This window comes from Serratia sp. A07 (genome assembly GCF_058725505.1).
The window spans coordinates 1-24988 of record NZ_JBZXDO010000018.1; the positions used below are offsets into that span (position 1 = coordinate 1).

Annotated in this window: 19 protein-coding genes; 8 read left to right on the forward strand and 11 right to left on the reverse strand. The window is 61.7% G+C overall.

Annotated elements, in window-relative coordinates; genetic code table 11:
- Positions 1-186: 186 nt before the first annotated feature.
- Positions 187-807, reverse strand: coding sequence for a PAS domain-containing protein (locus tag AC4PR2_RS17310; RefSeq protein WP_197779337.1), 621 nt, complete (start codon positions 805-807; stop codon positions 187-189).
- A 513-nt stretch (positions 808-1320) separates the two neighbouring features.
- On the opposite strand from AC4PR2_RS17310, the gene AC4PR2_RS17315 reads away from it, so the two are divergent.
- Both AC4PR2_RS17315 and AC4PR2_RS17320 read left to right on the forward strand, forming a co-directional pair.
- The gene (locus AC4PR2_RS17315) at positions 1321-1668 is read left to right on the forward strand and encodes an antibiotic biosynthesis monooxygenase family protein (protein WP_060418847.1); all 348 of its coding nucleotides are present in this window, start codon (positions 1321-1323) and stop codon (positions 1666-1668) included.
- A gap of 540 nt (positions 1669-2208) precedes the next feature.
- Complete coding sequence (locus AC4PR2_RS17320; protein WP_060418845.1) at positions 2209-3483, forward strand: Glu/Leu/Phe/Val family dehydrogenase; 1275 nt, start codon at positions 2209-2211, stop codon at positions 3481-3483.
- 39 nt (positions 3484-3522) lie between these two features.
- Here AC4PR2_RS17320 and AC4PR2_RS17325 read toward each other — a convergent pair whose 3' ends face one another.
- A complete protein-coding gene (locus AC4PR2_RS17325; protein ID WP_070915201.1) occupies positions 3523-5070 on the reverse strand; it encodes a long-chain-fatty-acid--CoA ligase in 1548 nt (515 codons plus the stop codon).
- A 135-nt stretch (positions 5071-5205) separates the two neighbouring features.
- Between AC4PR2_RS17325 and AC4PR2_RS17330 the strand changes: the two genes are divergently transcribed.
- Complete coding sequence (locus AC4PR2_RS17330; protein ID WP_004937978.1) at positions 5206-5775, forward strand: DJ-1/PfpI family protein; 570 nt, start codon at positions 5206-5208, stop codon at positions 5773-5775.
- 7 nt (positions 5776-5782) lie between these two features.
- Here AC4PR2_RS17330 and AC4PR2_RS17335 read toward each other — a convergent pair whose 3' ends face one another.
- The 5 genes from AC4PR2_RS17335 to AC4PR2_RS17355 form a co-directional block, all read right to left on the reverse strand.
- Positions 5783-6136, reverse strand: a complete 354-nt coding sequence (locus AC4PR2_RS17335) for a DUF1493 family protein (protein ID WP_197803316.1) — start codon at positions 6134-6136, stop codon at positions 5783-5785.
- Positions 6137-6293: 157 nt separating this feature from the next.
- Entirely contained in the window at positions 6294-7736 is a 1443-nt protein-coding gene (locus AC4PR2_RS17340) for an efflux transporter outer membrane subunit (protein WP_060418841.1), read from the reverse strand.
- A gap of 1 nt (position 7737) precedes the next feature.
- Positions 7738-10875, reverse strand: a complete 3138-nt coding sequence (locus tag AC4PR2_RS17345; protein ID WP_337046688.1) for an efflux RND transporter permease subunit — start codon at positions 10873-10875, stop codon at positions 7738-7740.
- A 1-nt stretch (position 10876) separates the two neighbouring features.
- A complete protein-coding gene (locus AC4PR2_RS17350; RefSeq protein ID WP_197847668.1) occupies positions 10877-12019 on the reverse strand; it encodes an efflux RND transporter periplasmic adaptor subunit in 1143 nt (380 codons plus the stop codon).
- Between the two features lie 129 nt (positions 12020-12148).
- Positions 12149-13663 (reverse strand): MDR family MFS transporter, encoded by a 1515-nt coding sequence (locus AC4PR2_RS17355; RefSeq protein ID WP_443014519.1) that lies wholly within the window; start codon positions 13661-13663, stop codon positions 12149-12151.
- Between the two features lie 82 nt (positions 13664-13745).
- Between AC4PR2_RS17355 and AC4PR2_RS17360 the strand changes: the two genes are divergently transcribed.
- Positions 13746-14414 (forward strand): TetR/AcrR family transcriptional regulator, encoded by a 669-nt coding sequence (locus AC4PR2_RS17360; protein ID WP_204275783.1) that lies wholly within the window; start codon positions 13746-13748, stop codon positions 14412-14414.
- Between the two features lie 23 nt (positions 14415-14437).
- Here the strand turns inward: AC4PR2_RS17360 and AC4PR2_RS17365 are convergent, their stop codons facing one another.
- On the reverse strand, positions 14438-15574 hold the full coding sequence (locus AC4PR2_RS17365; RefSeq protein WP_337046687.1) for an agmatine deiminase family protein: 1137 nt from the start codon (positions 15572-15574) through the stop codon (positions 14438-14440).
- Positions 15575-15717: 143 nt separating this feature from the next.
- On the opposite strand from AC4PR2_RS17365, the gene AC4PR2_RS17370 reads away from it, so the two are divergent.
- Both AC4PR2_RS17370 and ggt read left to right on the forward strand, forming a co-directional pair.
- Positions 15718-16581, forward strand: a complete 864-nt coding sequence (locus AC4PR2_RS17370) for a LysR substrate-binding domain-containing protein (protein WP_060439911.1) — start codon at positions 15718-15720, stop codon at positions 16579-16581.
- A gap of 161 nt (positions 16582-16742) precedes the next feature.
- A complete protein-coding gene (gene ggt / locus AC4PR2_RS17375; protein WP_100395771.1) occupies positions 16743-18416 on the forward strand; it encodes a gamma-glutamyltransferase in 1674 nt (557 codons plus the stop codon).
- Positions 18417-18454: 38 nt separating this feature from the next.
- On the opposite strand, the gene AC4PR2_RS17380 is transcribed toward ggt, so the two are convergent.
- The 3 genes from AC4PR2_RS17380 to AC4PR2_RS17390 all read right to left on the reverse strand — a co-directional run bounded on the left by AC4PR2_RS17380 (position 18455) and on the right by AC4PR2_RS17390 (position 21955).
- Positions 18455-19225, reverse strand: a complete 771-nt coding sequence (locus tag AC4PR2_RS17380; protein ID WP_492175313.1) for a DeoR/GlpR family DNA-binding transcription regulator — start codon at positions 19223-19225, stop codon at positions 18455-18457.
- A 113-nt stretch (positions 19226-19338) separates the two neighbouring features.
- The gene (locus tag AC4PR2_RS17385) at positions 19339-20562 is read right to left on the reverse strand and encodes an FAD-dependent oxidoreductase (protein ID WP_100395770.1); all 1224 of its coding nucleotides are present in this window, start codon (positions 20560-20562) and stop codon (positions 19339-19341) included.
- Positions 20552-21955: an NAD(P)/FAD-dependent oxidoreductase gene (locus AC4PR2_RS17390; RefSeq protein WP_492175314.1), complete on the reverse strand. Its 1404-nt coding sequence runs from the start codon at positions 21953-21955 to the stop codon at positions 20552-20554. The genes AC4PR2_RS17385 and AC4PR2_RS17390 overlap by 11 nt, the downstream gene beginning before the upstream one ends.
- A 257-nt stretch (positions 21956-22212) precedes the next feature.
- Here AC4PR2_RS17390 and AC4PR2_RS17395 point away from each other — a divergent pair, with 257 nt between their 5' ends.
- Positions 22213-23673, forward strand: a complete 1461-nt coding sequence (locus AC4PR2_RS17395) for an FGGY-family carbohydrate kinase (protein ID WP_100395768.1) — start codon at positions 22213-22215, stop codon at positions 23671-23673.
- The gene (eutH, locus tag AC4PR2_RS17400; protein WP_033640245.1) at positions 23666-24898 is read left to right on the forward strand and encodes an ethanolamine utilization protein EutH; all 1233 of its coding nucleotides are present in this window, start codon (positions 23666-23668) and stop codon (positions 24896-24898) included. Before AC4PR2_RS17395 ends, eutH begins: the two co-directional genes overlap by 8 nt.
- Positions 24899-24988: the final 90 nt, after the last annotated feature.

Consider the following 24988-nt stretch of genomic DNA (forward strand, 5'->3'; position numbering starts at 1 on the left):
AAGCGCAGCGAATTCTTTGGGGGAGAATTTAAGAACGGTATCAAGAGCCTGACTCAGCAACATAAAAAAATCCGTAATCTCAGAGAGATTACGGATTCTTACACAGCGACAGGATCGTTCAAGTGATCCTTAACTGATCGGCATTACGGCCAGCGCCGCCCATTTCTTCCGCCTTTCCCGCCGCCTTTACTCCTGCTTCAGTTCCCGCAAATGCTTGTACACCGTGGCGCGCCCCATCGACAGCACGTTGGCGATGTAGTCGGCGGCGCTTTTGGCCTTGAACGCCCCCTGATGATAGAGATCGCTGACCAGCCGCCGTTTCTGTTCGCGGCTCAGCGCACCGAGCGCGGCGTTTTCGCGCCGCAGCCAGTCGTGCAGGAAGGTGTTGATCTTCTCCTGCCAGTCATCTTTGAACAGCGCTTGTGGCTGCGGCTGCAGCCGGGTGACCGACAGGAACATGTCCAGCGCGTTGCGGGCGTCCTCGAACATCGCGGTGCTCAGGTTGATGCACAGCAGATAGCTGGGCTTGCCCTGCTCGTCGCGCGCGGCGATGCTCACCGAACGCATCTTTTTGCCGTCCCAGTTCAGCTTCTCATAGGGGCCGGTCACGCCGGCGCCGCCGGCAAGCTCGAAGTCGTCCAGCCCGGCGTCGTCACCCGGTTTGCGCTTCGACAGGTTGTTCGCCAGATAAGCAATCTTGTTGGTGGCCAGATCGTGGACCACCACTTCCGCATTCGGGAAAAACAGCGCCGCGATGCCGTCGGCGACCGAGCGTAAAAGTTCGAGTTGAGAAGAAGAGTTCGGCACGCTGGGGTGTCTCCGTATAGCCCGGTTTGGTTTGCTGTTCAGCCGCTTAGCATACCGCAGTTGCCGCCGCTTGCCGAGCGGATGGCGTTTGCGCCCCCTGCGCCGACGGCGGCGCTGCAAACGCCCTTAGTATTCACGCCCGCGATCAGAATTGGCCATTGCCGCTCGTCGGAAAAATACCCCCGCCAGGCGAAAGAGGAAAGGGAAATATTTAAAGTCACTTTATTCACATGCCGTTTTGTTATTTAAAAGCCGCACCTTTGCCAATGACATTAATCCCCGCCCCCTTTATTGAATTATTCACTTTATGCCGATCGCGAATTGATTAGCGGACTCCTTTATCCAAGAAAAATCCCATAAAAATCATCATCTTTTACATAAAGAAAAACGCCAATTCGGACTATTCCTAACTATTTCCTTCTGGCATCGAGAATAAATTTAACTTGCAGTACTGCAATAAGGATGCAGCTTAATTTGAGTTGTATAAGCAATTTAATTTAAAGGACTTTTACTATGAACCATGAATCCAGGGCGGACTGTTCCGCCAACGGCTACATTATTGAAGTTTCAAGTTTTAAACTGCCGGCCTCACTCAGCCCTGAAGCGTTTGCCGTATTGGACAAGCGTGTAGAAGAGGAATTTATCTCAAACCAGAACGGGTTCATTTCGCGTGACTCAGGCATCAGCGTAGACAATGAACCTCGCTGGGTGAACATTGTAAAATGGGAGACGCTGTTGGATGCGGATGAAAACATCTACCAATTTACGCGGGCTTCCGCGCCGGCGTCCGTCAAAGAATATCTGGCGAGTATCGGCGCTGAGCCGGTGGAATTAAAACGCTATCAGCATACCGGCGCGTAATGCGTGCCGGATGACCACGCCACGGCGGCGCGGTCTTCTTTAACGCTGATTGGCAAAACCTGAACGGGTGGCCGCTCGCGGTCACCCGTCCGTTTCAGGTGAGCACATTTATCAGACCCTGCCTCGACGGCCGCAACACATTAAAACAGCCTCGGATTATGCTTCTCTTTGCACGATAAAAACACGGCCGCAGACGGCGTTTTAACAGGATTTTAACGATGCCGAGGGGAAACGCCATTGTCAACATAGCAGTTAAATAAAATGAAACTTTTTGATCACATTCAAGCTTCTGAAAAATAGATAAAAAGGGTTTTTATGCGCTTTATATGCATAAAGTATGCATGCACACGCTCAGCGTCGATGAAAAGTAATTAACTATTCATTTGCCGCCCTGCAGGCGGCGAAAAACCGTCCGCTGGCCCGATGAGAGGGGGGCTAACAACCGGCATAATTAGTGGTAAATTTAGCGTCGCAAAGTGTTATGCGCTTGCTAATCCACGGTTAAACGAAATAAATACCTCTAATATATAAAGGTTGGTTATGGAAAAGCTATCCTACGCTTCAGACAGCAGCACCACCGCTTGGGCTACATATCTGCAACAAATCGATCGCGTCGCCCCTTACCTCGGCGAGCTGTCACGCTGGGTTGATACGCTGCGTCACCCTAAGCGCGCTTTGATTGTCGATATCCCGCTGCAGATGGACGATGGCACCATCCGTCACTTCGAAGGTTTCCGCGTACAGCACAACCTGTCGCGTGGGCCGGGCAAAGGCGGTATCCGCTTCCACCCTGACGTCGATCTGAACGAAGTGATGGCCCTGTCCGCCTGGATGACCATCAAGTGTGCCGCGGTCAACCTGCCGTACGGCGGCGCCAAGGGCGGCATCCGCGTCGACCCGTTCAAACTGTCTGAAGGTGAACTGGAGCGACTGACCCGCCGCTACACCAGCGAAATCGGCTTCATCATCGGGCCACAGAAAGACATTCCTGCGCCGGACGTCGGCACCAACGCCAAAGTGATGGCCTGGATGATGGACACCTACTCCATGAACCACGGCACCACCATCACCGGCGTGGTCACCGGCAAACCAATCCACCTCGGCGGCTCCCTGGGCCGTGAGAAAGCGACCGGCCGCGGCGTGTTCGTCACCGGCAGCGAAGTGGCCAAGCGTCTGGGCGTGCAGATCGAAGGCGCCAAAGTGGCGGTACAAGGCTTCGGTAACGTGGGCAGCGAAGCGGCTCGTCTGTTCGTTGGCGTCGGCGCGCGCGTCGTCACCATCCAGGACCACTCCGCCACCCTGTTCAACGCCAACGGCATCGACCTGACCGCGCTGACCGAATACCAGGCCAAGCACAAGCAGATCGCCGGCTTCCCTGGCGCCAGCGAGATCGAAAGCGAAGCGTTCTGGTCGGTCGACATGGACATCCTGATCCCTGCGGCGCTGGAAGGCCAAATCACCCGTCAGCGCGCCGAAATCCTCAGCGCCAAGCTGGTGCTGGAAGGCGCTAACGGCCCAACCTTCCCAGAAGCGGACGACATTCTGCGTTCCCGTAACATCACCGTGGTCCCGGACGTTATCTGTAACGCCGGCGGCGTAACGGTCAGTTACTTCGAGTGGGTGCAGGACATGGCGAGCTACTTCTGGAGCGAGTCCGAGATCAACGAGCGTATGGACAAGATCATGACCGACGCCATGGTCCACGTCTGGAACAAGGCGGCCGAGAAAGAGTGCAGCCTGCGCACCGCGGCTTACATCGTGGCCTGTGAGCGCATCCTGACCGCACGTAAAGAGCGCGGCATCTACCCAGGTTGATGCCCGTATCCCGGCCTGCCCCGGCAGGCCGGATTTTCCTCAGCGCAAACAGCGCTTCAACACCTTACCGGTACTGGTCATCGGCAAACGCTCGACGAACTCGACGATACGCGGATACTTGTACGCCGCCAGCCGCTCCCGGCTCCAGGCGATCAGCGTTTCCTCCTCGATCGGCTCTTCCGTCTCTTCCGTCTCTTTCAACACCACCACCGCTTTGATCTCTTCGCCCAGCGACGGATGCTCGACGCCGATCACCGCCACCAACGACACCGCCGGATGGCGAATCAGCGCCTCTTCAATCTCGCGCGGATAGACGTTGAACCCGCCGCGGATGATCATGTCCTTGGCCCGATCGACGATGAAATAGAAGCCGTCGGCGTCGCGACGCGCCAGGTCACCGGTGCGGAACCAGCCGTTTTCCAGCACCTCCGCCGTCGCCTCAGGGCGGTTCAGATAGCCTTTCATGATGTTGTAACCGCGCACCGCGATCTCCCCGACCTGGTCGATGCCGTCGACCGGCTGCCCGGTGGCGTCGAGCAGGCGCACCTCCACGCCCCAGATCGGTTGGCCGATGGAGCCGGGTTTGGTTACCCGATGGGGATGGTTAAAGGTGGCGACCGGGCTGGTCTCCGACAGCCCATACCCTTCGAGAATGTTGACGCCGAAGCGGCGCGAGAAATCCTCCAGGATCTGTACCGGCAGGCTGGCGCCGCCGGACACCGCCATACGCAGCGTGCTGCGCAAGCTTTTGATATCCGTATGCTCATCCAACGCATTCAACAGCGCCCAATACATGGTCGGCACCCCGGCGAAAAAGGTGATGCCGTGCCGTTGCATCAGCGCGATGGCCTGCGCGGCGTCGAAGCGTTCGACCAGCACCAGAGTGGCGGCGGAAGCGAACCCGGCGTTCATCTGCACCGTCGAACCAAAAGTGTGGAATAGCGGCAAGGTCACCAGGTGACGATCGGGGGCCGTCTCCGAACCGTCGAACAGCCGCACCGATCCCAAGGCGTTGAGCACCAGATTGGCGTGAGTCAACTCCGCCCCTTTGGCGCGGCCGGTGGTGCCGCTGGTATACAGCACCACCGCGGTGTCGCTTTCGATCGTCGTCGCCGAAGCGAATTCGGTAGCCTGCTCGGCTATCGCCGCGCTGAAACGTTCCCCCTCGAGCGGCAACCGATCGCCGATGATAAACACCTCGCGGCACTGCTCCGCCTTCGCCGCCGCCCGCAGCGCTTCCTCCCCCAGCGGCAGGCCGCTGCTGCCCTCGAAACAAAACAGCGCCACCGCCGCCGAATCCGCTAGGTAATAGTCGAACTCTGCGCTTTTAAGCAGAATATTCAGCGGCACCACCACCGCGCCGCTTTTGAGAATGCCGTAATAGATAGCCGGAAACTCCGGCCGGTTCGGGCAGGCCAGCGCCACCCGTTCACCGGGCCGCACGCCGCGCGCGGCCAACAAATTCGCCACCCGATTGGCCATGTCGTTAAGCGCCCGATAGCTGAGCGGGTTGTCGTCCTGTATCACCGCCGGCCGCTCCGGCCAGGTGCGCGCACTCTCTTCAAGCAAGGTAGCCAGATTCAGCATCGGGGATCCTCCCTGGGGTTGAGCGGCGAGAAAAGCGCCGCAGTATCACGAGTATAGATAGGCGCTTTGCGGTTCGCATTCCCAGGGGCGCTGGGCTATACCTTAGGCAATCCCTATCCCGCAGGAGTTGTGATCATGAGCAAGAAAAAGATCCTGATGCTGGTCGGCGACTACGCCGAAGATTACGAAACCATGGTGCCGTTTCAGGCATTGCAGATGATCGGCCATTGGGTGGACGCCGTGTGCCCCGGCAAAGCCGTCGGCGATTACATCCAAACCGCAATCCACGACTTTGACGGGGCGCAGACCTACAGCGAGAAACCCGGCCACCGTTTTACCTTAAATGCCGACTTCGCCGCCGCCAAAGAAGAGCACTACGATGCGCTCTTGATCCCCGGTGGCCGGGCACCGGAATACCTGCGTCTGAACCCCGACGTGATCGCGCTGGTGCAGGCGTTTGACGCCGCGAAAAAACCGATCGCCGCCGTTTGCCACGGCCCGCAGCTGCTGGCGGCGGCCGGGGTGTTGAAAGGCCGCACCTGCAGCGCCTACCCGGCCTGCGCGCCGGAAGTGCGGCTGGGCGGCGGGCATTATGCGGAGATCGGCATCGATCAGGCGCACGTCGACGGCAATCTGGTCACCGCCCCGGCCTGGCCGGCGCATCCGCAGTGGCTGGCGAAGTTCGCCGAGGTGTTGGAGCAGTAACGCAGCGCTAGCGGAGCTGTTCGATCAGGAAGTGGATGTCGTACAGCCAGCGCTTGGCGCGCGCGGAACGCACCAGCATCGACACGCACAGCGGCCGGGGATGCTCTTTGCACGCGGAGGGGGAAAACCAGCGCCCGGTGTTGGTCGGCGGCTGGAAATACAGTTCGTGGTTGTAGTTGCCGCTGTCGACGCCGAAGGTATCGAAGTAGCGGCGCATCAGCGTATTGGAATCGCTGAACGACAGGTTGAGCGCGGTGTTGATCTCGGTTTCCGGGGTGATGGCCACGCCCTTCTTCATCCGCCCTGATGCGTTGAAGGCGGCGATAAGCGCGATGACCTGTTGCTGAATGTCTTCTGCCATGACAACCTCGAGCCGGTATGAATAAAAGATGAATGCGGTTCTCTGTCTGACTCTGCTCACCGCGGCGAGTTCTGGCCGCCGGCCGGGTTTTCTGTTTCTTTACACTTTCCATAAAAAAACCGCGCGCAGCCAAATGCCTGGCGCGCGCGGTCGACGGTTAGCGGCTGAGCGTCGCCTTGTCGGCGAGGACGCCATCCCCCTGCCGCTCGGCGGTAACGCCGCCGCCCAACACTTTATACAGGGTGGCCTGATTGTCGTACGCGGTCTGCTGCGCGGCGATCAGCGCCTGTTGCGCCGTGTACAGCGTGCGCTGCGCGTCCAGCAGCGTCAGGTAGCTGTCCACGCCCTGGCGGTAACGCAGCTCGGCCAGGCGATAATATTGCTGCGCCGCCGCCACATAGCCGGTTTGCGCCGCCAGCTGTTCCTGCAGCGTGGCTTTGCGCGCCAGCGCGTCGGCGGTTTCCTGAAATGCCGTCTGCACCGCTTTCTCATAGGTGGCGACATACAGGTCTTTCTGCGCCTGGGTGTAGTTGAGCTGAGCCGTGTTATAGCCGCCGCTGAAGATCGGCAGGCTGATGCTCGGTGCGAACGACCAGACGCCGGCGCCGTGGCTGAACAACGAGGAGAGTTCACCGCTGCCCACGCCGCCGCTGGCGGTCAGGCTGATCGACGGGAAGAACGCCGCCCGCGCCGAGCCGATATTGGCGTTGGCGGATTTCAGGTTATGCTCGGCCTGCAGCACGTCCGGCCGCTTCAGCAACACTTGCGAAGAGACGCCGGCCGGCAGATCGCGCATGATCCCGCCCAGCGCCTCGATACCGCTCGGCAGCAGGTTTTCCGGCACGCTTTGCCCTACCGCCAAATCCAGCGCGTTTTTCGCCTGCGCGGCGCTGGTGGCGTAGCTGGCGGCGTCCGATCGCGCCTGCTGATAGACGGTTTCCGCCGACGCCACGTCAACCAGCGACGCAATCCCGTGCTGTTGATTGTTGCGCGTGACGTCCAGCGACCGTTTGGCGCTCGCCATCGTCTGCTGCGCCACCGCCAGATTGCTGCGCTCGGCCGCCACCGCCACCCAGTCGGTGACGATATCGGCGATCAGCGTCAGACGGGTGCTTTTCGCCGCCTCCGAGTTCGCCAGATAGGTTTCGAACGCCGCGCGCGACAGGCTGGCGTTCTTGCCGAACAGATCCCACTCGAATGCGCTGACGCCGGCCGCGGCTTCGTAGCTTTGGCTCAGCGCGGTGGCGTTGCCGCTGCCGGTCAGCGCCCGCCCGCGGCTGCCGTCGGCGGTGGCATTGATTGTCGGGAACAGCGCCGAGCGCTGCTCGCCGTACAGGGCACGCGCCGACGCGATATTGGCGATCGCCTCGCGCAGATCGCGGCTGCTGTTCAGCCCCAGCGCCACCACCTGGCGCAGCCGGGCGTCCTGGACATAGTCGCGCCAGGCGACGTCCGGGTAGCTCAGCGCCTGGTTGCCGCCGGCCTCGCCCTGCGGCAGGTTGGCGGGCACCGGCGCCGCCGGGCGCTGATAGTGCGGATCCAGCGACAGACAGCCGGTCAGCAGCAGCGGTAAAGTTAACATCATGACTCGTTGCAACACGTTATTCTCCTGCCTGTGACGGCGGGTTAGCGGGCCGACGGGTAAACATGCGGCGCACCAACACATAAAACAGCGGGACGAAAAAGATGGCCAATACGGTGGCGGTGATGGTGCCGCCGATGATGCCGGTACCGATGGCGATGCGGCTGTTGGCGCCGGCGCCGCTGGATACCGCCAGCGGCAGCACCCCGGCGGTAAACGCCAGCGAGGTCATCAGGATCGGCCGCAGGCGCATGCGCGCCGCGTGGACCGCCGCGCCAATCAGCGTTTCACCGCGCTGATGCATCTCCTCGGCGAACTCGACGATCAAAATGGCGTTCTTCGCCGACAGGCCGATGATGGTGAGCAGCGCCACCTGGAAGTAGATGTCGTTTTCCAGCCCGCGTAGCGTGATCGCCAGCAGCGATCCCACCACGCCCATCGGCACCACCAACATCACCGCGAACGGAATCGACCAGCTCTCATACAGCGCCGCCAGGCACAGGAACACCACGATGAGCGAAATGGCGTACAGCGACGACGCCTGGCCGCTGGTCAGCCGCTCCTGATAGGACAGCCCGCTCCAGGAATAGCTGCTGCCGGCGGAGAATGTTGCCGCCAGTTTCTCCATCTCGCTCATCGCCGTACCGGAGCTGACGCTAGCGGCGCCCTGCCCGGTGATCTCGAACGACGACAGCCCGTTATAGCGCGACAGATTTTCCGGCCCGTAGATCCAGTGCGAAGACGCAAAGGCGGAGAACGGCGTCATACTGCTGGCGCCCGACGCGTTGGTGCCACGCACAAACCAGCGGTCGAGATCTTCCGGCTTGGCGCGGTACTGCACATCGCCCTGCATATAGACTTTTTTCACCCGGTTGCGATCGATAAAGTCGTTGATATAGGTGCTGCCGAACGCGCTGCTGAGGGTGCTGTTGACGTCGGCGGCGCTCAGGCCGAGCGCCTGCAGCTTGCCGTTGTCGATCTCCACCTGCAGCTGCGGGGTGTCCGGTAAGGTGTTGGCGCGCACCGCCAGCAGTGCCGGGTTGTTGCCGGCGGCGGCAACGATCTGGTCGCGCATCGCCTGCAGCTCGGCGCGGGTGGTCGCCCCTTTGGCCTGCAGCTCGAAGGTGAAGCCGTCGGACTGGCCGAAACCGTCGATCGCCGGTGGGCTCATGGAGAAGACCTGGGCGTCGCGCAGCGAGGCGAAGTGCGCCATGGCGCGTTTGGCGATGGCGTCGGCGGTGTTCGCGCTGCCGCTGCGCTGGCTCCAGTCTTTGAGGCTGACGAACGCCATGCCGGCGTTTTGCCCGCTGCCGCTGAAGCCGAAACCGTTGATGGTGAAAATGGTGCTGACGTTGGCCTTTTCCTGGTCGAGGAAATAGGCGGTCACCGCCTCGCTCACCGCCGAGGTGCGCGCGTTGGTGGCGCCTGCCGGCAAGGTGTACTGCACCATCACCGTGCCCTGATCCTCGTTGGGCAGAAAGCCGGTCGGCAAGCGCAGGTACATCACGGCCGCGGCGATCAACAGCAGGCCGTACAGCAGCAGATAGCGCGTTGGCCGGTGGATTACCCCACCGACCTTGTCGGCGTACTTCTCCTGCAGCCAGTCATAGCCGCGGTTGAATTTGCCCAGCAAGCCCTTGTCGGTCTGCGCGTCGTGCGCGGGCTTCAGCAACGTGGCGCACAATGCCGGCGCCAGCGTCAACGCCAGCACCACCGACAGCACCATCGAGGAGACGACGGTGATCGAAAATTGGCGATAGATCACCCCGGTGGAGCCGCCGAAGAACGCCATCGGCAGAAATACCGCCGACAGCACCAGCGCGATGCCGACCAATGCGCCGGTGATTTCGCGCATCGATTTCTCCGTCGCCTCGCGCGGCGGCAGCTTATCCTCCCGCATCACGCGTTCGACGTTTTCCACCACCACGATGGCGTCGTCCACCAACAGCCCGATCGCCAACACCATGCCGAACAGCGTCAGGGTATTGATTGAATAGCCGAACGCCGCCAGCACGCCGAAGGTGCCCAGCAACACTACCGGCACGGTGATGGTCGGGATCAGCGTGGTGCGCAGGTTTTGCAGGAACACGAACATCACCACCACCACTAACGCCACCGCTTCGAACAGCGTTTTCACCACCTCCTCTATCGAGATATTGATAAAGTCGGTGCTGTCTTTCGGGTAGGCCACCTTGTAGCCCTGCGGCATCGCACTTTGGTATTCCGCCACCTTGGCCTTCACCAGCTTGGCGGTGTTGAGGGCGTTGGCGCCCGCCGCCAGCTTGACCGCGATCCCCGCCGCCGGGTGGCCGTTGAGGTGTGCGCTGGCGGAGTAGTCCTCGTTGCCCAGCTCAATTCGCGCCACGTCGCCCAGCCGCACCAGCGCGCCGCTGCTGTCGCTTTTCAGGATGATATTGCGAAACTGTTCCGGCGTTTGCAGCCGCGACTGCGCCTTTACCGTGGCGGTCAGCTGCTGATCGGCGGCGGCCGGCAGATCGCCTACCTTGCCGGCGGACACCTGGGTGTTTTGCGCTTCGATCGCCGTCTGCACGTCGGAAGGCATCAACGCATAGCTCGCCAGCTTGGTCGGATCCAGCCAGATACGCATCGCATATTCCGAGCCGAACACCTGCACGTCCCCCACGCCCTCGATGCGCGACAGCGGATCCTGCAGGTTGCTGACCAGATAGTCGGAGATATCGGCCATCGTCGCCTTGTCGCTTTCGTCATACAGCCCGACGATCAGCAGGAAGCTGCTCTGGGATTTCTTGACCGTCACGCCCTGCGCGGTGACCGCGCTTGGCAAACGGCTTTCCGCCTGCTGCACCTTGTTTTGCACCTGCACCTGAGCGATATCCGGATCGGTGCCCTGATCAAAGGTGACGTTGATACTGACCGAGCCGCTGGAGCTGCTGGTCGAAGAAAAATACAGCAGGCCGTCCAGGCCGGTGAGCTGCTGCTCAATCACCTGCGTGACGCTGTTTTCCAGCGTTTCCGCGTCTGCGCCCGGGTAGGTGGCGGAGATGGAAATCTGCGGCGGTGAGACGTCCGGGTACTGCGAAACGGGCAACGAATTGATCGACATCAGGCCGCACAGCATGATGATGATGGCGATCACCCAGGCGAATACCGGCCGCCGGATAAAGAACTGCGCCATATCACTGCTCCCCGCGTTGGGTTTTGTCGACCGAAACCTCAACCGGCTTCACCGCGGCGCCGATCGTGACCTTGCTGGTGCCTTCGACGATCAGGCGATCGCCTTCGTTCAGGCCGCTGCCGATCAGCCAATTGCTGCCCACCACCCGTTCGGCGCTGACGGTGCGCTGCGCCACTTTGTTCTGTTCGTCCACCACCAACGCGGTGGCTTCCCCTTTGGCGTTGCGGGTTATGCCCTGCTGCGGCGCCAGAATCGCTTTGGGATCGACGCCGTTATCCACCGTGGCGTGGACATACATGCCGGGCAGCAGCTCATGTTCGGGGTTGGGGAACACCGCGCGCAGCGTGACCGAACCGGTGGCTTCGTCCACCGCGACTTCGGTCAGCTCGAGCTTGCCGGCATGGGCATAAGGCGTACCGTCCTCCAGCTTGATGGCGACCGGCGTGACCGCGCCGCGCTGTAACGCCGCCTGCTGGCGCCGCAGTTTAAGCAGCTGGGCGCTGGACTGGGTCAGATCGACATAGATCGGGTCGAGCGCGCGGATGGTGGCCAACGCATCGGTTTGGCTGGCGGTGACCAGCGCGCCCGGCGTCACCGACGAGATGCCGATACGCCCGGCGATCGGCGCCCGCACCTGGGTATAAGCGAGGTTGATGCGCGCCGTCTCCAGCGCCGCCTGATACTGGGCCACCGACGCCACGGCCGCCAGATAGGCGGCTTTGGCATCGTCCGCATCCTGTTGAGAAACGCCGTTCTCTTTCACCAGCGCCGCATAGCGCTGCGATTTGAGCCGGGTGGATTGCACCGTGGCCTGGGCGTTTTTCAGCTGGGCGGCGGCCTGATCGTAGCTGGCCTGATAGCTGGCAGGGTCGATTTGGTACAATACCTGCCCGGCCTTGACCTCGGCCCCTTCGGTAAACAGCCGCTGCTTGATAATCCCGTCGACCTGCGGCCGCACGTCGGAGGTCATGGTGGCGTTGACCCGGCCGGTCAGCTCGCTGCTCAGGGTCACTGACTGGCCGCGCAGCGTGACCACGCCGACCTCCTGTTCTGCGCCCGCGCCGGCTGGCGCACCGGCGTTTTGCCCATCGCAGGCGGCCAGCAACAGCGACAGCCCAAGCACCAAAAGCGTTTTCCTCTGCATTGCAATACGATCCTGTTGAGAATGACTATTCTCAATATATCGAATGCCGGAATGCGCTTCTGAAAGGGTTGCGTAAGGATTCGGTAAAAGTTCGTCGGGCAGCGCCGGCCGGAGCGGCCGGCGTCGGGATTATTTGTGCCGCAGCGGCACGTCTTTCAAGAGCCAGGTCAGCGCAAAAGCCAACGCCATCACCCCGGCGGCAATTTGATACACCGAATGGATCGCCCCGCCGAAGGCCTGCAGGTAATCCTGCTGCAGCGCCGCCGGCAAATGGTGCACCGCTTCTGCACCGAGCGCGCGCGGCAGCTGCGCGCCTTCCGGCAACAGCGCCGCCAAACGGGTGTGCAGCACCTGCGTGAAAATCGCCCCGAACACCGCTACGCCTATCGAACCGCCGATAGAGCGGAACAGCGTGGCGCTCGAGGTCGCGACCCCCATATGCCGGGGCTCCACGCTGTTTTGCGCCGCCAGGATCATCACTTGCATCACCATGCCCAGCCCCAATCCCAGCAGGCAAATGTACAGGTACAGTTGCTGCACCGGCGTGTTATTGGTCAGGGTGCCGAGCAACGTCATCGCCCCTAATGCGCACAGGGTGCCGACGATCGGAAACAGCCGGTATTTACCGCGTTTGCTGATGATCCGGCCGCTCATGATCGAGCTGACCATAATGCCGCCCATCAACGGCAGCAGCTGCATCCCGGCCTGCGATGGCGTCGAGCCTTTCACCACCTGCAGATACAGCGGCAGGAAAGTCACGGAGCCGAACAGCGACATGCCGACGATAAAGCCGATCAGGCCGCACAGCACAAAGGTGCGGTTGCGAAACAGCCCAAGGGGAATGATCGGTTCACCGGCCAGCCGTTCCTCATAGATAAAGCCGCCCAGCGACACCAGGCCAAAGGCCAGAATGCACCACAGCTGGCCGTCCGACCAGGCCATGACCGTGCCGCCCTGGCTGGTGAACAGGATGATGCAGGTGAGCGCCATCGCCAGATAACCGGCGCCGAGGAAGTCGATTTCATGCCGCACTCGATTGACCTGCGACTGAAACACCGCGCCAATCACCAGCAGGGCGAACAGGCCCAGCGGCAGATTGATGTAGAAAATCCAGCGCCAGGAAAAATGCTGCACCAGCAGGCCGCCGATCAGCGGCCCCACCACCGTGGCCAAGCCGAATACCCCGCCGAACAGCCCCTGATAACGGCCGCGTTCCGCCGGCGGGATCACGTCGCCGACCACCGCCAGGGTGACCACCAACAGCCCGCCGCCGCCCAACCCTTGCAGCGCGCGCATCAGAATCAGCTGCGTCATGTTTTGCGCCAGCCCACACAGTACCGACCCAAGCAAAAACAGTACAATAGCGATTTGCAGCACAATCTTGCGGCCGAAGAGATCGCCGAATTTGCCGTACAGCGGCACTACGATAGTGGAAGACAGCAGATAGGCCGTCACCACCCACGACAGTTTCTCAAGCCCACCAAACTCGCCGACGATGGTCGGCAGCGCGGTGGAGACAATGGTTTGATCCAGCGCCGCCAGCAGCATCACCAGCAGCAACGCGGAAAACAGCAACGTGAGCGAAGGCGCCTTGGCTGGCGCCCCGCCGCGATCGGGCCGGGTTGTCGGGTTTTCAATCTCCATCGGAGTCAGTTCACTTGTAATTAATTAATCGCATAATTAATATATGAGTCATCCTTTTCTCCGGTCAATGGATCTCACCGCGATGACAGCACGAAACGTTCAAACTCCCGCCAAGCCTCGCCGCCCCGGCCGGCCGAGCGGCGGCGCCAAAGGGGCTGACAAACGCGAGCATTTGCTTGATACCGCGCTGAACCTGTTTGCCCGCCAGGGGATCGTAGACACCTCGTTGAACGCCATTGCGCGCGAGGCAAACGTCACCCCGGCCATGCTGCACTACTACTTTCATAACCGCGATCAGCTGCTGGACGTACTGATCGAGGAGCGCTTTCTGCCGGTGCGCAAAATGGCCGGCGAGGTGTTCGACGCCAACGCGGACGATCCCGTCACCGCCTTCACCCTGCTGGCGCAACGTTTTATCGACATCGCGTTGGAACACCCCTGGTTCGCCCCGCTGTGGCTGCGGGAGGTCATGAGTGAAAGCGGCGTGCTGAAACAGCGCATGGATGAACGGTTCGGCGATGAGCGCCGCCAAATCGCGCTACAATCCATCGCGCGCTGGCAGGCGCAGGGTAAACTCAACCCCGATCTCGAGCCTTCCCTGCTGTTCTTCACGCTGTTCGGCATCACGCTGCTGCCGCTGGCCACCGCGCCGAAATGGCGGCGCGAACGGGATAAAGGCCAGCTGAACGCCGAAGATATCGCCCGCCACGCCGTCGCCCTGCTGCGTTACGGCATCGGCCCGGCGCGTTAGCCACCGGGCGCGAAGCGCCCTATTCAGCGTGACCTGCCATGCACCGGCAGTTGGTTGGTTGCGCAGTGAATGCCGCCGCCGCCGGCCGCGATGGCGTCGATCTCCAACTGCACCACCTCGCGCTGCGGATAGAGCGCCGTCAGCAGCTCAAGCGCCGCCCGGTCCGCCTGCGGGTCGCCAAACTCCGGGGCGATCACCGCCCCGTTGATGACGAAATAGTTGATGTAGCCCGCCGCAAAATCCGGATTGTTGCGGCTGAATCGGCTGTCACGCGGCGCCAGCGGCGGCGAAAGCGTATGCACCTGTAGCCGGCGGCCGTCGGCGTCGGTCGCCGCCTTGAGGATCGCCAGATGTTGCTGGGTAACCGCATGGTCATAAGAGGCCGGATCGGTATCCAGATTGGCCACCACCACGCCCGGCCGCACGAATCGGGCGTAAAAATCGACGTGGGCGTCGGTGATGTCCCGGCCTTTAATGCCCGGCAGCCAGATAATTTTGCGCAGGCCGAGCATCGCTTTCAGCTCCTGCTCCACCCGGTCCCGGCTCCAGCCTGGATTACGGTTCGCATTCACCCAGCTGCTTTCGGTCATGATGCCGGTGCCGTGCCCGTCCACTTCGATACCGCCGCCTTCGCCTATCAGTGCGCTGCGACGCAGTTGGGCGGCACCGTAGCGGTTGGCGGCAAACGCCGCCAGGCGCGCATCCTTGGCATGCCGCTGCTTATTGCCCCAGCCGTTGAAGTTGAAATCCACCGCCCCGAGTTCGCCGGCGCCGTTGACGACGAAATTGGCGCCGAAATCGCGCACCCAGATGTCATCCAGCTCGGTGACGACATAGCTGACGTTGTGACTGCCGCAGGTGGCCTCGGCCAATTGCCGTTCGCGTTCGCGGCAAAATACCGTCACCGGCTGAAACTCGGCGATGGCGCGGGCGATACGGCCCTGCGCCACCTGCACATCCGCCGTGAATTCACCCCAGATGGCCCGCTGCGCGCCGAAGGCGAGAAATGCCCGCTGCTGCGGTTCCCCTTCGTCAGGCATCCGCCAGGCCGGATTAAGCGCAGCTTCTGCGTGACCGTGTAACGAAACACCCAGCGAGGCCGTCAGACCGACTCCGGCGACGGCGGAAAGCTGTTTAATAAACACGCGGCGAGTTGACATTAAAGACCTCTTATAATCATTTATAATTCAAAAAGTTAACCGAATAATTCACGATTATGCGGTTGAATCTTATGCTAGTCTTCCCCTGCCACCGCGACAAACGATATATTTAGTGGATATCTGATTAGACAGGCTTATCGATAATGTTAAAACACTGGCCCCCCTTGAGCGCGCTACGCGGCTTCGAAGCGGCAGCGCGCCTGGGCAGTTTTCATCAGGCTGCCGAAGAGCTGCACCTTACCCAATCGGCCATCAGCCAGCAGATCCGCAGCCTCGAAGCGTTTCTGGAGCAGCCGCTGTTCTTCCGCACCGGCCGCAGCGTGGCGCTGACCGACGCCGGCCACGATCTGTTCAGCACCGCGCAGGTGATGCTGCAACAGCTGGCGGTCGGCATTCGCCGTTTGGATCAGTACCGCAAACCCAATCAGCTGATCGTCAACACCACTCCGGCTTTCGCCCGGCACTGGCTGATGCCGCGGCTGGGCGACTTCAATCGGCAGCATCCGCAGGTCGACCTGTGGCTGTTCACCAGCTTTGAACCGCCGAATATGGCGACGGACAGTATCGATCTGGCGATCCGCGACGATCTCAGCGCGCAGGCGGACTGCAGCTTTAACGTGCTCTGCAGCGACCGGCTCTATCCCGCCTGCCACCCCAGCCTGCTGGCGCTGGCGGCGGAGCAGCGCGTGACCCTGCACGGCGAACGGGAGATGGACTGGAGCCACTGGACGGTGGCGGGCGGTGCGCACGTCGGCCAGCGCGATAGCGGGCTGAACTTCTCCGATCCCGGTCTGCTGCTGGACGCCGCCTGCAATGGCCTCGGCATCGCGTTGGTCAGCCAACTGCTGGCGCAGCACGCGCGCGACGCCGGGCTGCTGCAACCGTTAACCGAGCAACGCGTGCGCGGCGCCAACTGGGCGTGGCTGCTGCACCGCGACAGCGAACACAACCCGCTCGCCCGGCACTTCTGCCAATGGCTGCAGTCGGCGTTGCCCGCCGGCGCATAACGCGCCACGTCACGATTCGCTACTCTGGTCAGGCGGCCCCGCCTGACCGCTGCTACCTTCAATAAAGCGCCGCAACAGCCTGAAGAAAACGCGCTAACCTGCTGTTTCAAAATAATTAGTTGAATTCACCTGATAACTGAAAATCGCTAAAAGGATCTTCTATGTCTGCCGGTTTATTGAAAACGATAGCTCTGAGCGTGGCCCTGGCCTGCACCGTTCCCACCGCCTTTGCCGCCGATCTGACCGCCGGCGCGGTCGCCGCCCCGGATCAGTATGGCGCAAAAGTCGCCGCGCACATTCTGCAGGCCGGCGGCAACGCGGTCGACGCGGCGGTCGCCACCGCCTTTACCCTGGCGGTCACCTACCCTGAAGCCGGCAATATCGGCGGCGGCGGCTTTATGACGCTGTATATCGACGGCAAACCCTATTTCCTCGACTACCGCGAAGTGGCCCCCAAGGCCGCCAGCAAAACCTTATACCTGAACGAGAAAGGTGAAGTGATCGAAAATCTCAGCCTGGTGGGCAGCCGCGCCGCCGGCGTGCCGGGCACCGTGCTGGGGCTGTGGGAAGCTCACAAGCGCTTCGGCAAGCTGCCGTGGGCCGAACTGCTGACGCCTGCGATCGGCTACGCCCGGCAAGGTTTCACCGTGGCGGATCAGCAGTATCAGTACCGTGAAGACGCCAACAAGCTGTTCGCCGGTAAAACCAACTTTGGCGACTATTTCGGCGCCATGAAGCCCGGCACGGTGTTCAAACAGCCGGAGCTGGCCGCCACCCTCGAGCGCATCGCCAAGTCGGGCGCCGACGATTTTTATCACGGCGAAACCGCGCGCCTGCTGGTGGCGCAAATGCAGCGCGACAACGGGCTGATCGGCGCGGCGGATTTGGCCGACTATCGGGTGAAATGGCGTGAGCCGATGCGCATCAGCTGGCGCGGCAACACCGTATATACCGCCCCGCTGCCCAGCTCCGGCGGCATTGCGCTGGCGCAGCTGCTGGGGATAAAAGAAGATCGCGCCGCCGACTTCAAGGGTGTGCCGCTGAACTCGGCGCGCTATATCCACCTGCTGGCGGAAATCGAAAAGCGCGTGTTCGCCGATCGCGCCGACTACCTCGGCGACCCGGATTTCACTAAAGTGCCGGAAGCACAGCTGATCGCCCCCGACTACCTGCAAAAACGCGCCGCCGAAATCAACCCGACGGCGATCTCGCCGACCGAACAGGTGCGGCCAGGGCTGGAAACCCACCAAACCACCCACTTCTCGATCGTTGATGCCGCCGGCAACGCGGTCAGCAACACCTATACGCTCAACTGGGACTTCGGCAGCGGCGTGGTGGTCAAAGGCGCCGGCTTCCTGCTCAACGACGAGATGGACGATTTCAGCGCCAAACCCGGCGTCGCCAATGCCTTCGGCGTGGTGGGCAGCGACGCCAACGCCATCGAGCCGGGCAAGCGCATGCTCTCCTCGATGAGCCCGACCATCATCACCCGCGACGGCGAGGTCAGCCTGGTGATCGGCACGCCGGGCGGATCGCGCATCTTCACGTCGATCTTCCAGGTGATCAACAACCTCTACGATTACCATCTGCCGCTGGCGCAGGCGGTGGCCGCCCAGCGCGTGCACCATCAGCTGTTGCCGAAGGACACCCTCTACTATGACAGCTTTGCGCCGCTGACCGGCAAACCGGCGGAAGAGCTGAAAGCCATGGGCTACACCCTCGAAGATCAGGGCTGGAACATGGGGGACATTCAGGCTATCCGCATCGATGGCCGCACGCCGGAAACCGCGTCCGATCCGCGCGGCCGCGGCGTGGGCCTGGTGGTGAAAAAGTAACGCCCCGGCGGCCCGCCTCCGGTTAAACGGGCCGCCGCTTATACCTGTGCGACCAACACATTGACGTTGGCCGGGAAAACCAGCCCTTCCAACGCGTTGCCGCTGTCGGAGGTCACCAGATAATCGATCTCTGGCCATTTGGCCACCAACGTCATCGCATGCCCACGCAGCTTGTTTTCGTCCGCCAATACGATGCATTTGCGGCTTTGCGCAATCATTTTGCGCGCGATGGCCGCCTCATTGACGTTTTGATCCATCACCCCGGTCTGCACATTGACCGCGCCGGCGCCGATGATGGCGTAATCGGCGAAAAACGCCTCGATGGTATTCAGCGCGATCGCCCCCAGGCACTCCATTTTGGAGCCGATGAACTGCCCGCCGATCAGCACCACGTCGATGGAGTCATTTTCCAGACAGACGTTGGCGATCAGCGGCGAATTGGTGATCACCGTCAGCTGATCGACGGTCGCCAACTGGCGGGCGAACTCCAGCGTGGTGGAGCCGAAATCCACGAACACCGTATCGCCCGGCTGGATCAGCGTCACCGCTTTCTCCGCGATGGCGCGCTTCTCGGCCTCGGCGATTTTGGCCCGTTCGTTGAATTCATGCTCGAATTTGAACTGGCTGCTGACCGCACCGCCGTGGATCTTCTTAATCAGCCGATAATCTTCCAGCTTGTTGAGATCGCGCCGAATGGTTTCCTGCGAAACCTGGAATTTATCCGCCAGCTCATTCACGTAAACCCGGCCGTTGGCCTGGATCAGCGCCAGTATTTCATTGCGCCTATCCACGGAATTAGAGATATCCATTCACATTACACTCGCTGCCTTAAGTAAGAGTGACCGCTTGCGCCGAGACTCGCGGCGTCAACTGACAGAATACTACGGGTTTCAGGGCGTTAGACGCAAGCCGTTGCCATCGTTCACCCGGCGGATTCGATGCTGATGTGCAGCGCGTCACGCTCGCCGTCGGCCGGCAAAGCGATGTTGCGCAGCAGGATCCGCCGTTCCGGCAGGCAGCGATGCGTTTTGCGATACAGCACTTCCTCGCCCAGCCGCACCACCACCGAACCGGACACCGCCCGTTCCACCCGCATATTGATCGTGACCCGGGTGGGTTTGCCGATCAGCGCCACGTTGGCAGGCGCGGTCAGGCGGATCCGCTCGTCGTGTCGCACCGGGAGAATTTGCCGCGCCGGCGGCAGCGTGCGTTGCAGCGAACGGGCAACGGCTTCGCCAACGCGCAGCCCTTCCTGATAACACTGGTCGCCCATGTCCGCCGGATGCAGCATGTTGCCGACGGCGAAATAGGCGGTGTCGGAACAGCGGCCGAACTGATCGGTCAGCGGGCAGCCGCTGTCCGGCCGCTGCGCCAGGTGGCTCTGGCGGATCAGCGTATACTCCCCGGTGAAACGGCCGGTGAAGATCAGGCTGTCGCAGGCGATGCGCTGTTTCTCCCCGCGGCGGTTTTCCACCTCGATGGATTCGACCCGATCGCGGCCAGCAATATCGGTCACCCGCGAAGAGTAATGGATCGGCACCCCCATCAGGCGCGCATAGAGCGCGCTCAGACGCCAGGCAACGGGCCTGTCGCCGTTTTCAATCATGGCGACGGCGCGCACGCCGGCGTTGCGCAGCGTCCACAGCGCGGAGAAACTGACCAGCTCGGTGCCGACCACCACCGGCGCCTTGCCCGGCTGCAGCCCGCGCAGATAGACGAACTGCTGCAGCGCGCCGGCGGTCAGCACGCCCTGCGGCCGCAGGCCGCTCACCAGGCGCGGATGGCGCGGCGTTTCTCGCACGCCGGTCGCCAGGATCACCCGCTGCGCTTTCAAGGTGCTGACGCCGCGGCGATCCGTGATGCTCAGCTCGCCGCCCGGCTTGATGGCGAGCACCGTCACGCCGGTGCGGATTTCCACCTGCCCGGCGCGCGCCAGTATCTTATCGACATAGGTGGAGCCGAGCATCGGCCGGTAAAACGTTTGCAGCCCGAAGGTGGGGTGCCGACAGTGTCTCGGCACGCCGCCCGCTTCCCGCTCCCGTTCCAGGAGCACCACATCCTCGATCCCCGCCTGCCGCAGCGCGGTCGCCGCCGCGATCCCGGCCGGCCCGGCGCCGACAATCGCCACCTGATACTCAGTTTTCATCAATGCTCCCTACGGCCAGCGTCTGGCCAAAACGATCGCCTACCATTTCCGCCACCCGGCTGCTGCAATAAAAACCGTTGCAGCGCCCCATCATCACGCGCGTGCGGCGCCGCAGCCCGCCGATGCACTCCGGCGGCACGGCGGAATCGAACGCCGCCTCGATTTCCCGCTGGGTCACCAGCTCGCAATGGCAAACGATGCCGCCGTTGTCCGGGCGCGCGTAATCGCGCAGCCCGTAGTCGGCGAGCATCGGCATCTGCGGCCAATGCACGGTCTGCGGCGCCGTCGGCGTGAAGCACGGCGTAAAATGGTCGCGGTAAAGCTGCTCCACGTATTGCGCGATGCCGAGCGCCGCCGTCAGGCCGGTGGAGCGAATGCCCGCCACGCAGATCCACTGCCGCTCGGGATAGGGCTGAATGCGGTAGTGTTTCTGTTCGGTCGCCGGGCGCAATCCGGCATAGCTGGCGGTCACGCTGTAATTTGCCAGCGTGGGCAGCAGCCGGGTGCCCTGCTCGATCAGCTCGCGCATTTTGGTTTCGTCCACCGTCGCCGTCTCGCGATCCTGCTGTTCTTCGGCGGTCGGCCCCAGCAACAGATTGCCGAAGATGGTTTTCGACAGCAGCACCCCTTTGGTGATCGCCGTCGGTACCGGCAAGATGATGGCGTTGATCTGTCCGGCGGCGGCCTTGTCGAACACCAGGAACTGCCCTTTGCGCGGGCGGATTTCAAACTCGGGCTGATGGCAGAACCTTTCTACCCGGTCGCCCTGATTGCCGGCGCAGTTGATGACGATTTGGCCGTGAAACTCGCCCCGGTTGCTGGTTAGCCGCCAGCCGGTCGGCAAGCGTTCGGCGCCGGTCACCTCGGTATTGAAGCGATAGTCGCCGCCGTGTTTGACGCCCTGCGTCAGGTAAGCCAGCGGCGTGCTCCAGGGATCGATCACGCTCTCGCCCGGCACCTCTACCGCCGCCAATGCGCCGGGCGCCAGCTGCGGTTCACGGCGATACAGCTCGGCGGCGTCGATCTGCGCCACGTCCGGCACGCCGTTGTCATGTGCCTGCTGCACGATCGCGGGCAGCGCAGCCAACTGCTGCTCGTCCCAGGCCACGACCAGCGCGCCGGTGGTCAGCAGCGGCAGATTCATTCGTTCGCGAATGGCGATAAATTCTCGGTAGCCGGCCTGCATGCAGCGCAGCTCCAGGCTGCCGCTGGGCGCATCGAAGCCGGTATGCAGCAGCGCGCTGTTGGCTTTGCTGGCGCCGGACAGGATATCGCCCCCCTTTTCCAACAGCAGCGTACGGGCGCCCATCAGGCAGAATTTGCGGAATACCGCACACCCGACCACACCGCCGCCAATCACGACAATGTCCCAACCCGTTTGTTCTTCCATCATGCTGATGTCCCGTTTTGATGTGATAACCACAATAAAACCACACAATAACCGCATTTGAAATGACAAAAACAACATAACTCCCAAAAAAAAGCCGCAGAATGGGGTGATAAGCAAAAAGTATGAGGTCGATCACGCGGGGTTATTTTATCTTGTGATTTATGTTGCTTTAATGTGTGAAATTGAAGATAGATTATTAAAACAGTCACACAACCAACACCAGGCACAATAAAAAACAAAACCTATAAGAGAGCGAAGCAATGATGAATCAACGTTATGCCGCGATTGATCAGGGAACCACCGGCACCCGGGTCGTGGTGTTCGGCGAAGACGGCAGGCACCATTCGCCGGCCAGCATGCCGCACAAGCAGATCACCCCCAATCCGGGCTGGGTGGAACACGACGCCCTGGAGATTTTGGCGAATATCCGCCGCTGTCTCAGCCAGTGCGACATGGTGGACGCCATCGGTTTAGGGCATCAGGGCGAAAGCCTGCTGGCCTGGGACGCCGACAGCGGCCTGCCGCTGTACAACGCCATCGTTTGGCAAGATCAGCGCACCGAGCCGGAGATCCAGCGCCTGAAACGCGAAGGCGTCGAGCCGCTGGTGATGGCGAAAACCGGTCTGCCGCTCGATACCTACTTCTCCGCCAGCAAGATGGGCTGGCTGATGAACAACGCGCCGGGGGCCAGGCAGCTGGCGCAACGCGGCCGCCTGCGGCTCGGCACCATGGACGCCTTCTTCCTGTTCCACCTGTGCGGCCGGCATCTCACCGACTATAACTCCGCCTCGCGCACCTCGTTGTTCAACATTCATACCCTGCAGTGGGATGAAGAGCTGTGCCGTTTGTTCGGCGTGCCGATCGACAGCCTGCCCGAGGTCAGAGACAACATCGGCCACTTCGGCGACGTCGCGCTCAACGGCAAACCGGTGCCGCTGACGGCCTGCATCGTCGACCAGTTTGCCGGCACATACGGCCACGGCTGCCATCAACCGGGGCAGATGAAGATCACCTTCGGCACCGGCGCCTTTTTACAGGCGATCACCGGGCCGCGCCCGATCGACGCCGGCGAGTCCGGCCTGTTGCCCACGCTGTGTTGGAAGCTGCCCGCCAGCGAGCCGGTATATGGCCTGGACGGCGGCGTTTATAACGCGGCCTCCGCCATTAACTGGGCGAGAAAGATAGGCCTGTTCAACGACTTCGATGAATTCGGCGATTTCCCGGCCCAGCCTGCCATCGCGCGCGGCCTGGCCTTTGTGCCCGCGCTTTCCGGGCTGGCCTGCCCGTATTGGGATCGCTCCGCCGCCGGGATGTGGGCCGGCCTGTCGCTGGAAACCGAACGCAAGGATCTGCTGCAGTCGATCCTCGAAGGCATCGCCATGCGTTCCGCCGAGGTGATCAACGCCATGGATAAGTTGAAACCGATCGGCGACAGCATTTCGGTGGACGGCGGCCTGTCCGCCAACCGCTATTTCACGCAGTTCCTCGCCAACCTGATCCAAAAGCGCATCGTTACGCCCGCCAACAAAGAGATCACCGCTCAGGGCGTGGCGCAGTTGGCGCGCAAAGGGCTGGGCGTGGAACAGCCGCTTAAGGTGCTCAACCGCTATGAAGTGACGGAGCCCGCCGAGGTCGATATGGCGGTCTGGTTCGCCCGCTATCAGGAAATCATCGCCCGCTCGCGCGGCTTACGTTCATCGCAGGAGGAACACCATGGCTGAGTTCGGTAATTTCATCATCTATATCATCATGGCCGGTACCCTGATCGGTGCACTGGCGTCGATCGTTAAACCGGAAGGTGAACTGGGGCGCGAGTTCGTCAACGGCATTCACGCCATCGGCCCGGTGTTTCTCGCCCAGGCGGGCATCATGGCGGCGATCCCGATCATCTCTTACCTGATCATGTACAGCATTGGCCCCTTCTTCTCGGCGCTGGGCTCCGACGCCTCGATCGCCGCGCTGGCGGTGATCGCCGTGGACATGGGCGGCTATCAGCTGGCCGACGCCATCGCCGCCAACCGCGACATGTGGATCGTCGCCATGCTGGTGGGTTACACCTCCGGCGCCAGCATCGTGTACCTGATCCCCGTCGGGCTTATCATGCTGAACCGCGACGACCATAAATATCTGGCGCTGGGCGCGATGGCGGGCCTGATCAGCATTCCGTTCGCCGTGCTGATCGCCCTGGTGACCATCACCTTCAACAACCTGCCGGTCAGGGAGATCATTTCCACCACCTCGCCCGCCGCGCACTATCTGCAGCTGGATTTCCTGCAGGCGCTGCGGCTGCTGTCGCCGCTGTTTGCCCTGTGTTTCCTGCTGGCGCTGGGCCTGAAGCTGCGGCCGGCGGCCATGGTGAAAGGGTTCCTGATCTTCGGCAAGGCGGCGGACGCCTTTATCAAACTGGTGTTGGCGCTGTGCATCATCGAGCATTTTACCGGCGTGTTTAAAAAGGTCTTCGGCGGCTGGGTATTCGATCCGTTATTCGCCGACAAAGACGAATTATTCCGCGCTATCGAGATTGCCGGTTACATCGGCATTATGCTGGCGGGCACATTCCCCATTTGTTATTTGTTCCAGCGCTATTGCCGTAAGCCGATGCATTTCATCGGCAGAAAACTCGGCCTGTCGGATACCGGCGCACTGGGCTTTATTATGGTGCTGGCTAATATCATCGCGGTTTATCACCTGTTCAAAGGCATGCGGGCACGCGATAAGGTGCTGTGCGTCGCCTTCGGTATTTGTGCGCAGGCGACGTTGGGCGATCACCTGGCGTTTACCGCTAACTTCCAACCTTCGCTGGTGCTGCCGATCATGATGGGTAAATTCCTCGGCGGCATGATTGCCGTGCTGATCGCCATCAAGATCTCGGTGCCGGAAGCCGAATTGCTGGAAAAAGAACAGACGCAAAGGCAGTCGACGGCCATCGCCGCCGCCGCTCGCTGAATTTATCCCTGCACCATAAAAAATAAACGGGGCGCCGCCTCACGGGGAAGCTGCGCCCTTTTTTCCCCACGTTCTAGTTATTGAGAGAGA

What these genes read in the sequence shown, in the direction of transcription:
- AC4PR2_RS17335 (WP_197803316.1), bottom strand. Translation starts at nt 6,136, where the DNA reads ATGGCAGAAGACATTCAGCAACAGGTCATCGCGCTTATCGCCGCCTTC.
- AC4PR2_RS17360 (WP_204275783.1), top strand. Translation starts at nt 13,746, where the DNA reads ATGACAGCACGAAACGTTCAAACTCCCGCCAAGCCTCGCCGCCCCGGC.
- AC4PR2_RS17395 (WP_100395768.1), top strand. Translation starts at nt 22,213, where the DNA reads ATGATGAATCAACGTTATGCCGCGATTGATCAGGGAACCACCGGCACC.
- AC4PR2_RS17370 (WP_060439911.1), top strand. Translation starts at nt 15,718, where the DNA reads ATGTTAAAACACTGGCCCCCCTTGAGCGCGCTACGCGGCTTCGAAGCG.
- AC4PR2_RS17330 (WP_004937978.1), top strand. Translation starts at nt 5,206, where the DNA reads ATGAGCAAGAAAAAGATCCTGATGCTGGTCGGCGACTACGCCGAAGAT.
- AC4PR2_RS17315 (WP_060418847.1), top strand. Translation starts at nt 1,321, where the DNA reads ATGAACCATGAATCCAGGGCGGACTGTTCCGCCAACGGCTACATTATT.
- AC4PR2_RS17385 (WP_100395770.1), bottom strand. Translation starts at nt 20,562, where the DNA reads ATGAAAACTGAGTATCAGGTGGCGATTGTCGGCGCCGGGCCGGCCGGG.
- AC4PR2_RS17380 (WP_492175313.1), bottom strand. Translation starts at nt 19,225, where the DNA reads ATGGATATCTCTAATTCCGTGGATAGGCGCAATGAAATACTGGCGCTG.
- AC4PR2_RS17345 (WP_337046688.1), bottom strand. Translation starts at nt 10,875, where the DNA reads ATGGCGCAGTTCTTTATCCGGCGGCCGGTATTCGCCTGGGTGATCGCC.
- AC4PR2_RS17355 (WP_443014519.1), bottom strand. Translation starts at nt 13,663, where the DNA reads ATGGAGATTGAAAACCCGACAACCCGGCCCGATCGCGGCGGGGCGCCA.
- AC4PR2_RS17320 (WP_060418845.1), top strand. Translation starts at nt 2,209, where the DNA reads ATGGAAAAGCTATCCTACGCTTCAGACAGCAGCACCACCGCTTGGGCT.
- ggt (WP_100395771.1), top strand. Translation starts at nt 16,743, where the DNA reads ATGTCTGCCGGTTTATTGAAAACGATAGCTCTGAGCGTGGCCCTGGCC.
- AC4PR2_RS17350 (WP_197847668.1), bottom strand. Translation starts at nt 12,019, where the DNA reads ATGCAGAGGAAAACGCTTTTGGTGCTTGGGCTGTCGCTGTTGCTGGCC.
- AC4PR2_RS17325 (WP_070915201.1), bottom strand. Translation starts at nt 5,070, where the DNA reads ATGCTGAATCTGGCTACCTTGCTTGAAGAGAGTGCGCGCACCTGGCCG.
- AC4PR2_RS17390 (WP_492175314.1), bottom strand. Translation starts at nt 21,955, where the DNA reads ATGATGGAAGAACAAACGGGTTGGGACATTGTCGTGATTGGCGGCGGT.
- eutH (WP_033640245.1), top strand. Translation starts at nt 23,666, where the DNA reads ATGGCTGAGTTCGGTAATTTCATCATCTATATCATCATGGCCGGTACC.
- AC4PR2_RS17365 (WP_337046687.1), bottom strand. Translation starts at nt 15,574, where the DNA reads ATGTCAACTCGCCGCGTGTTTATTAAACAGCTTTCCGCCGTCGCCGGA.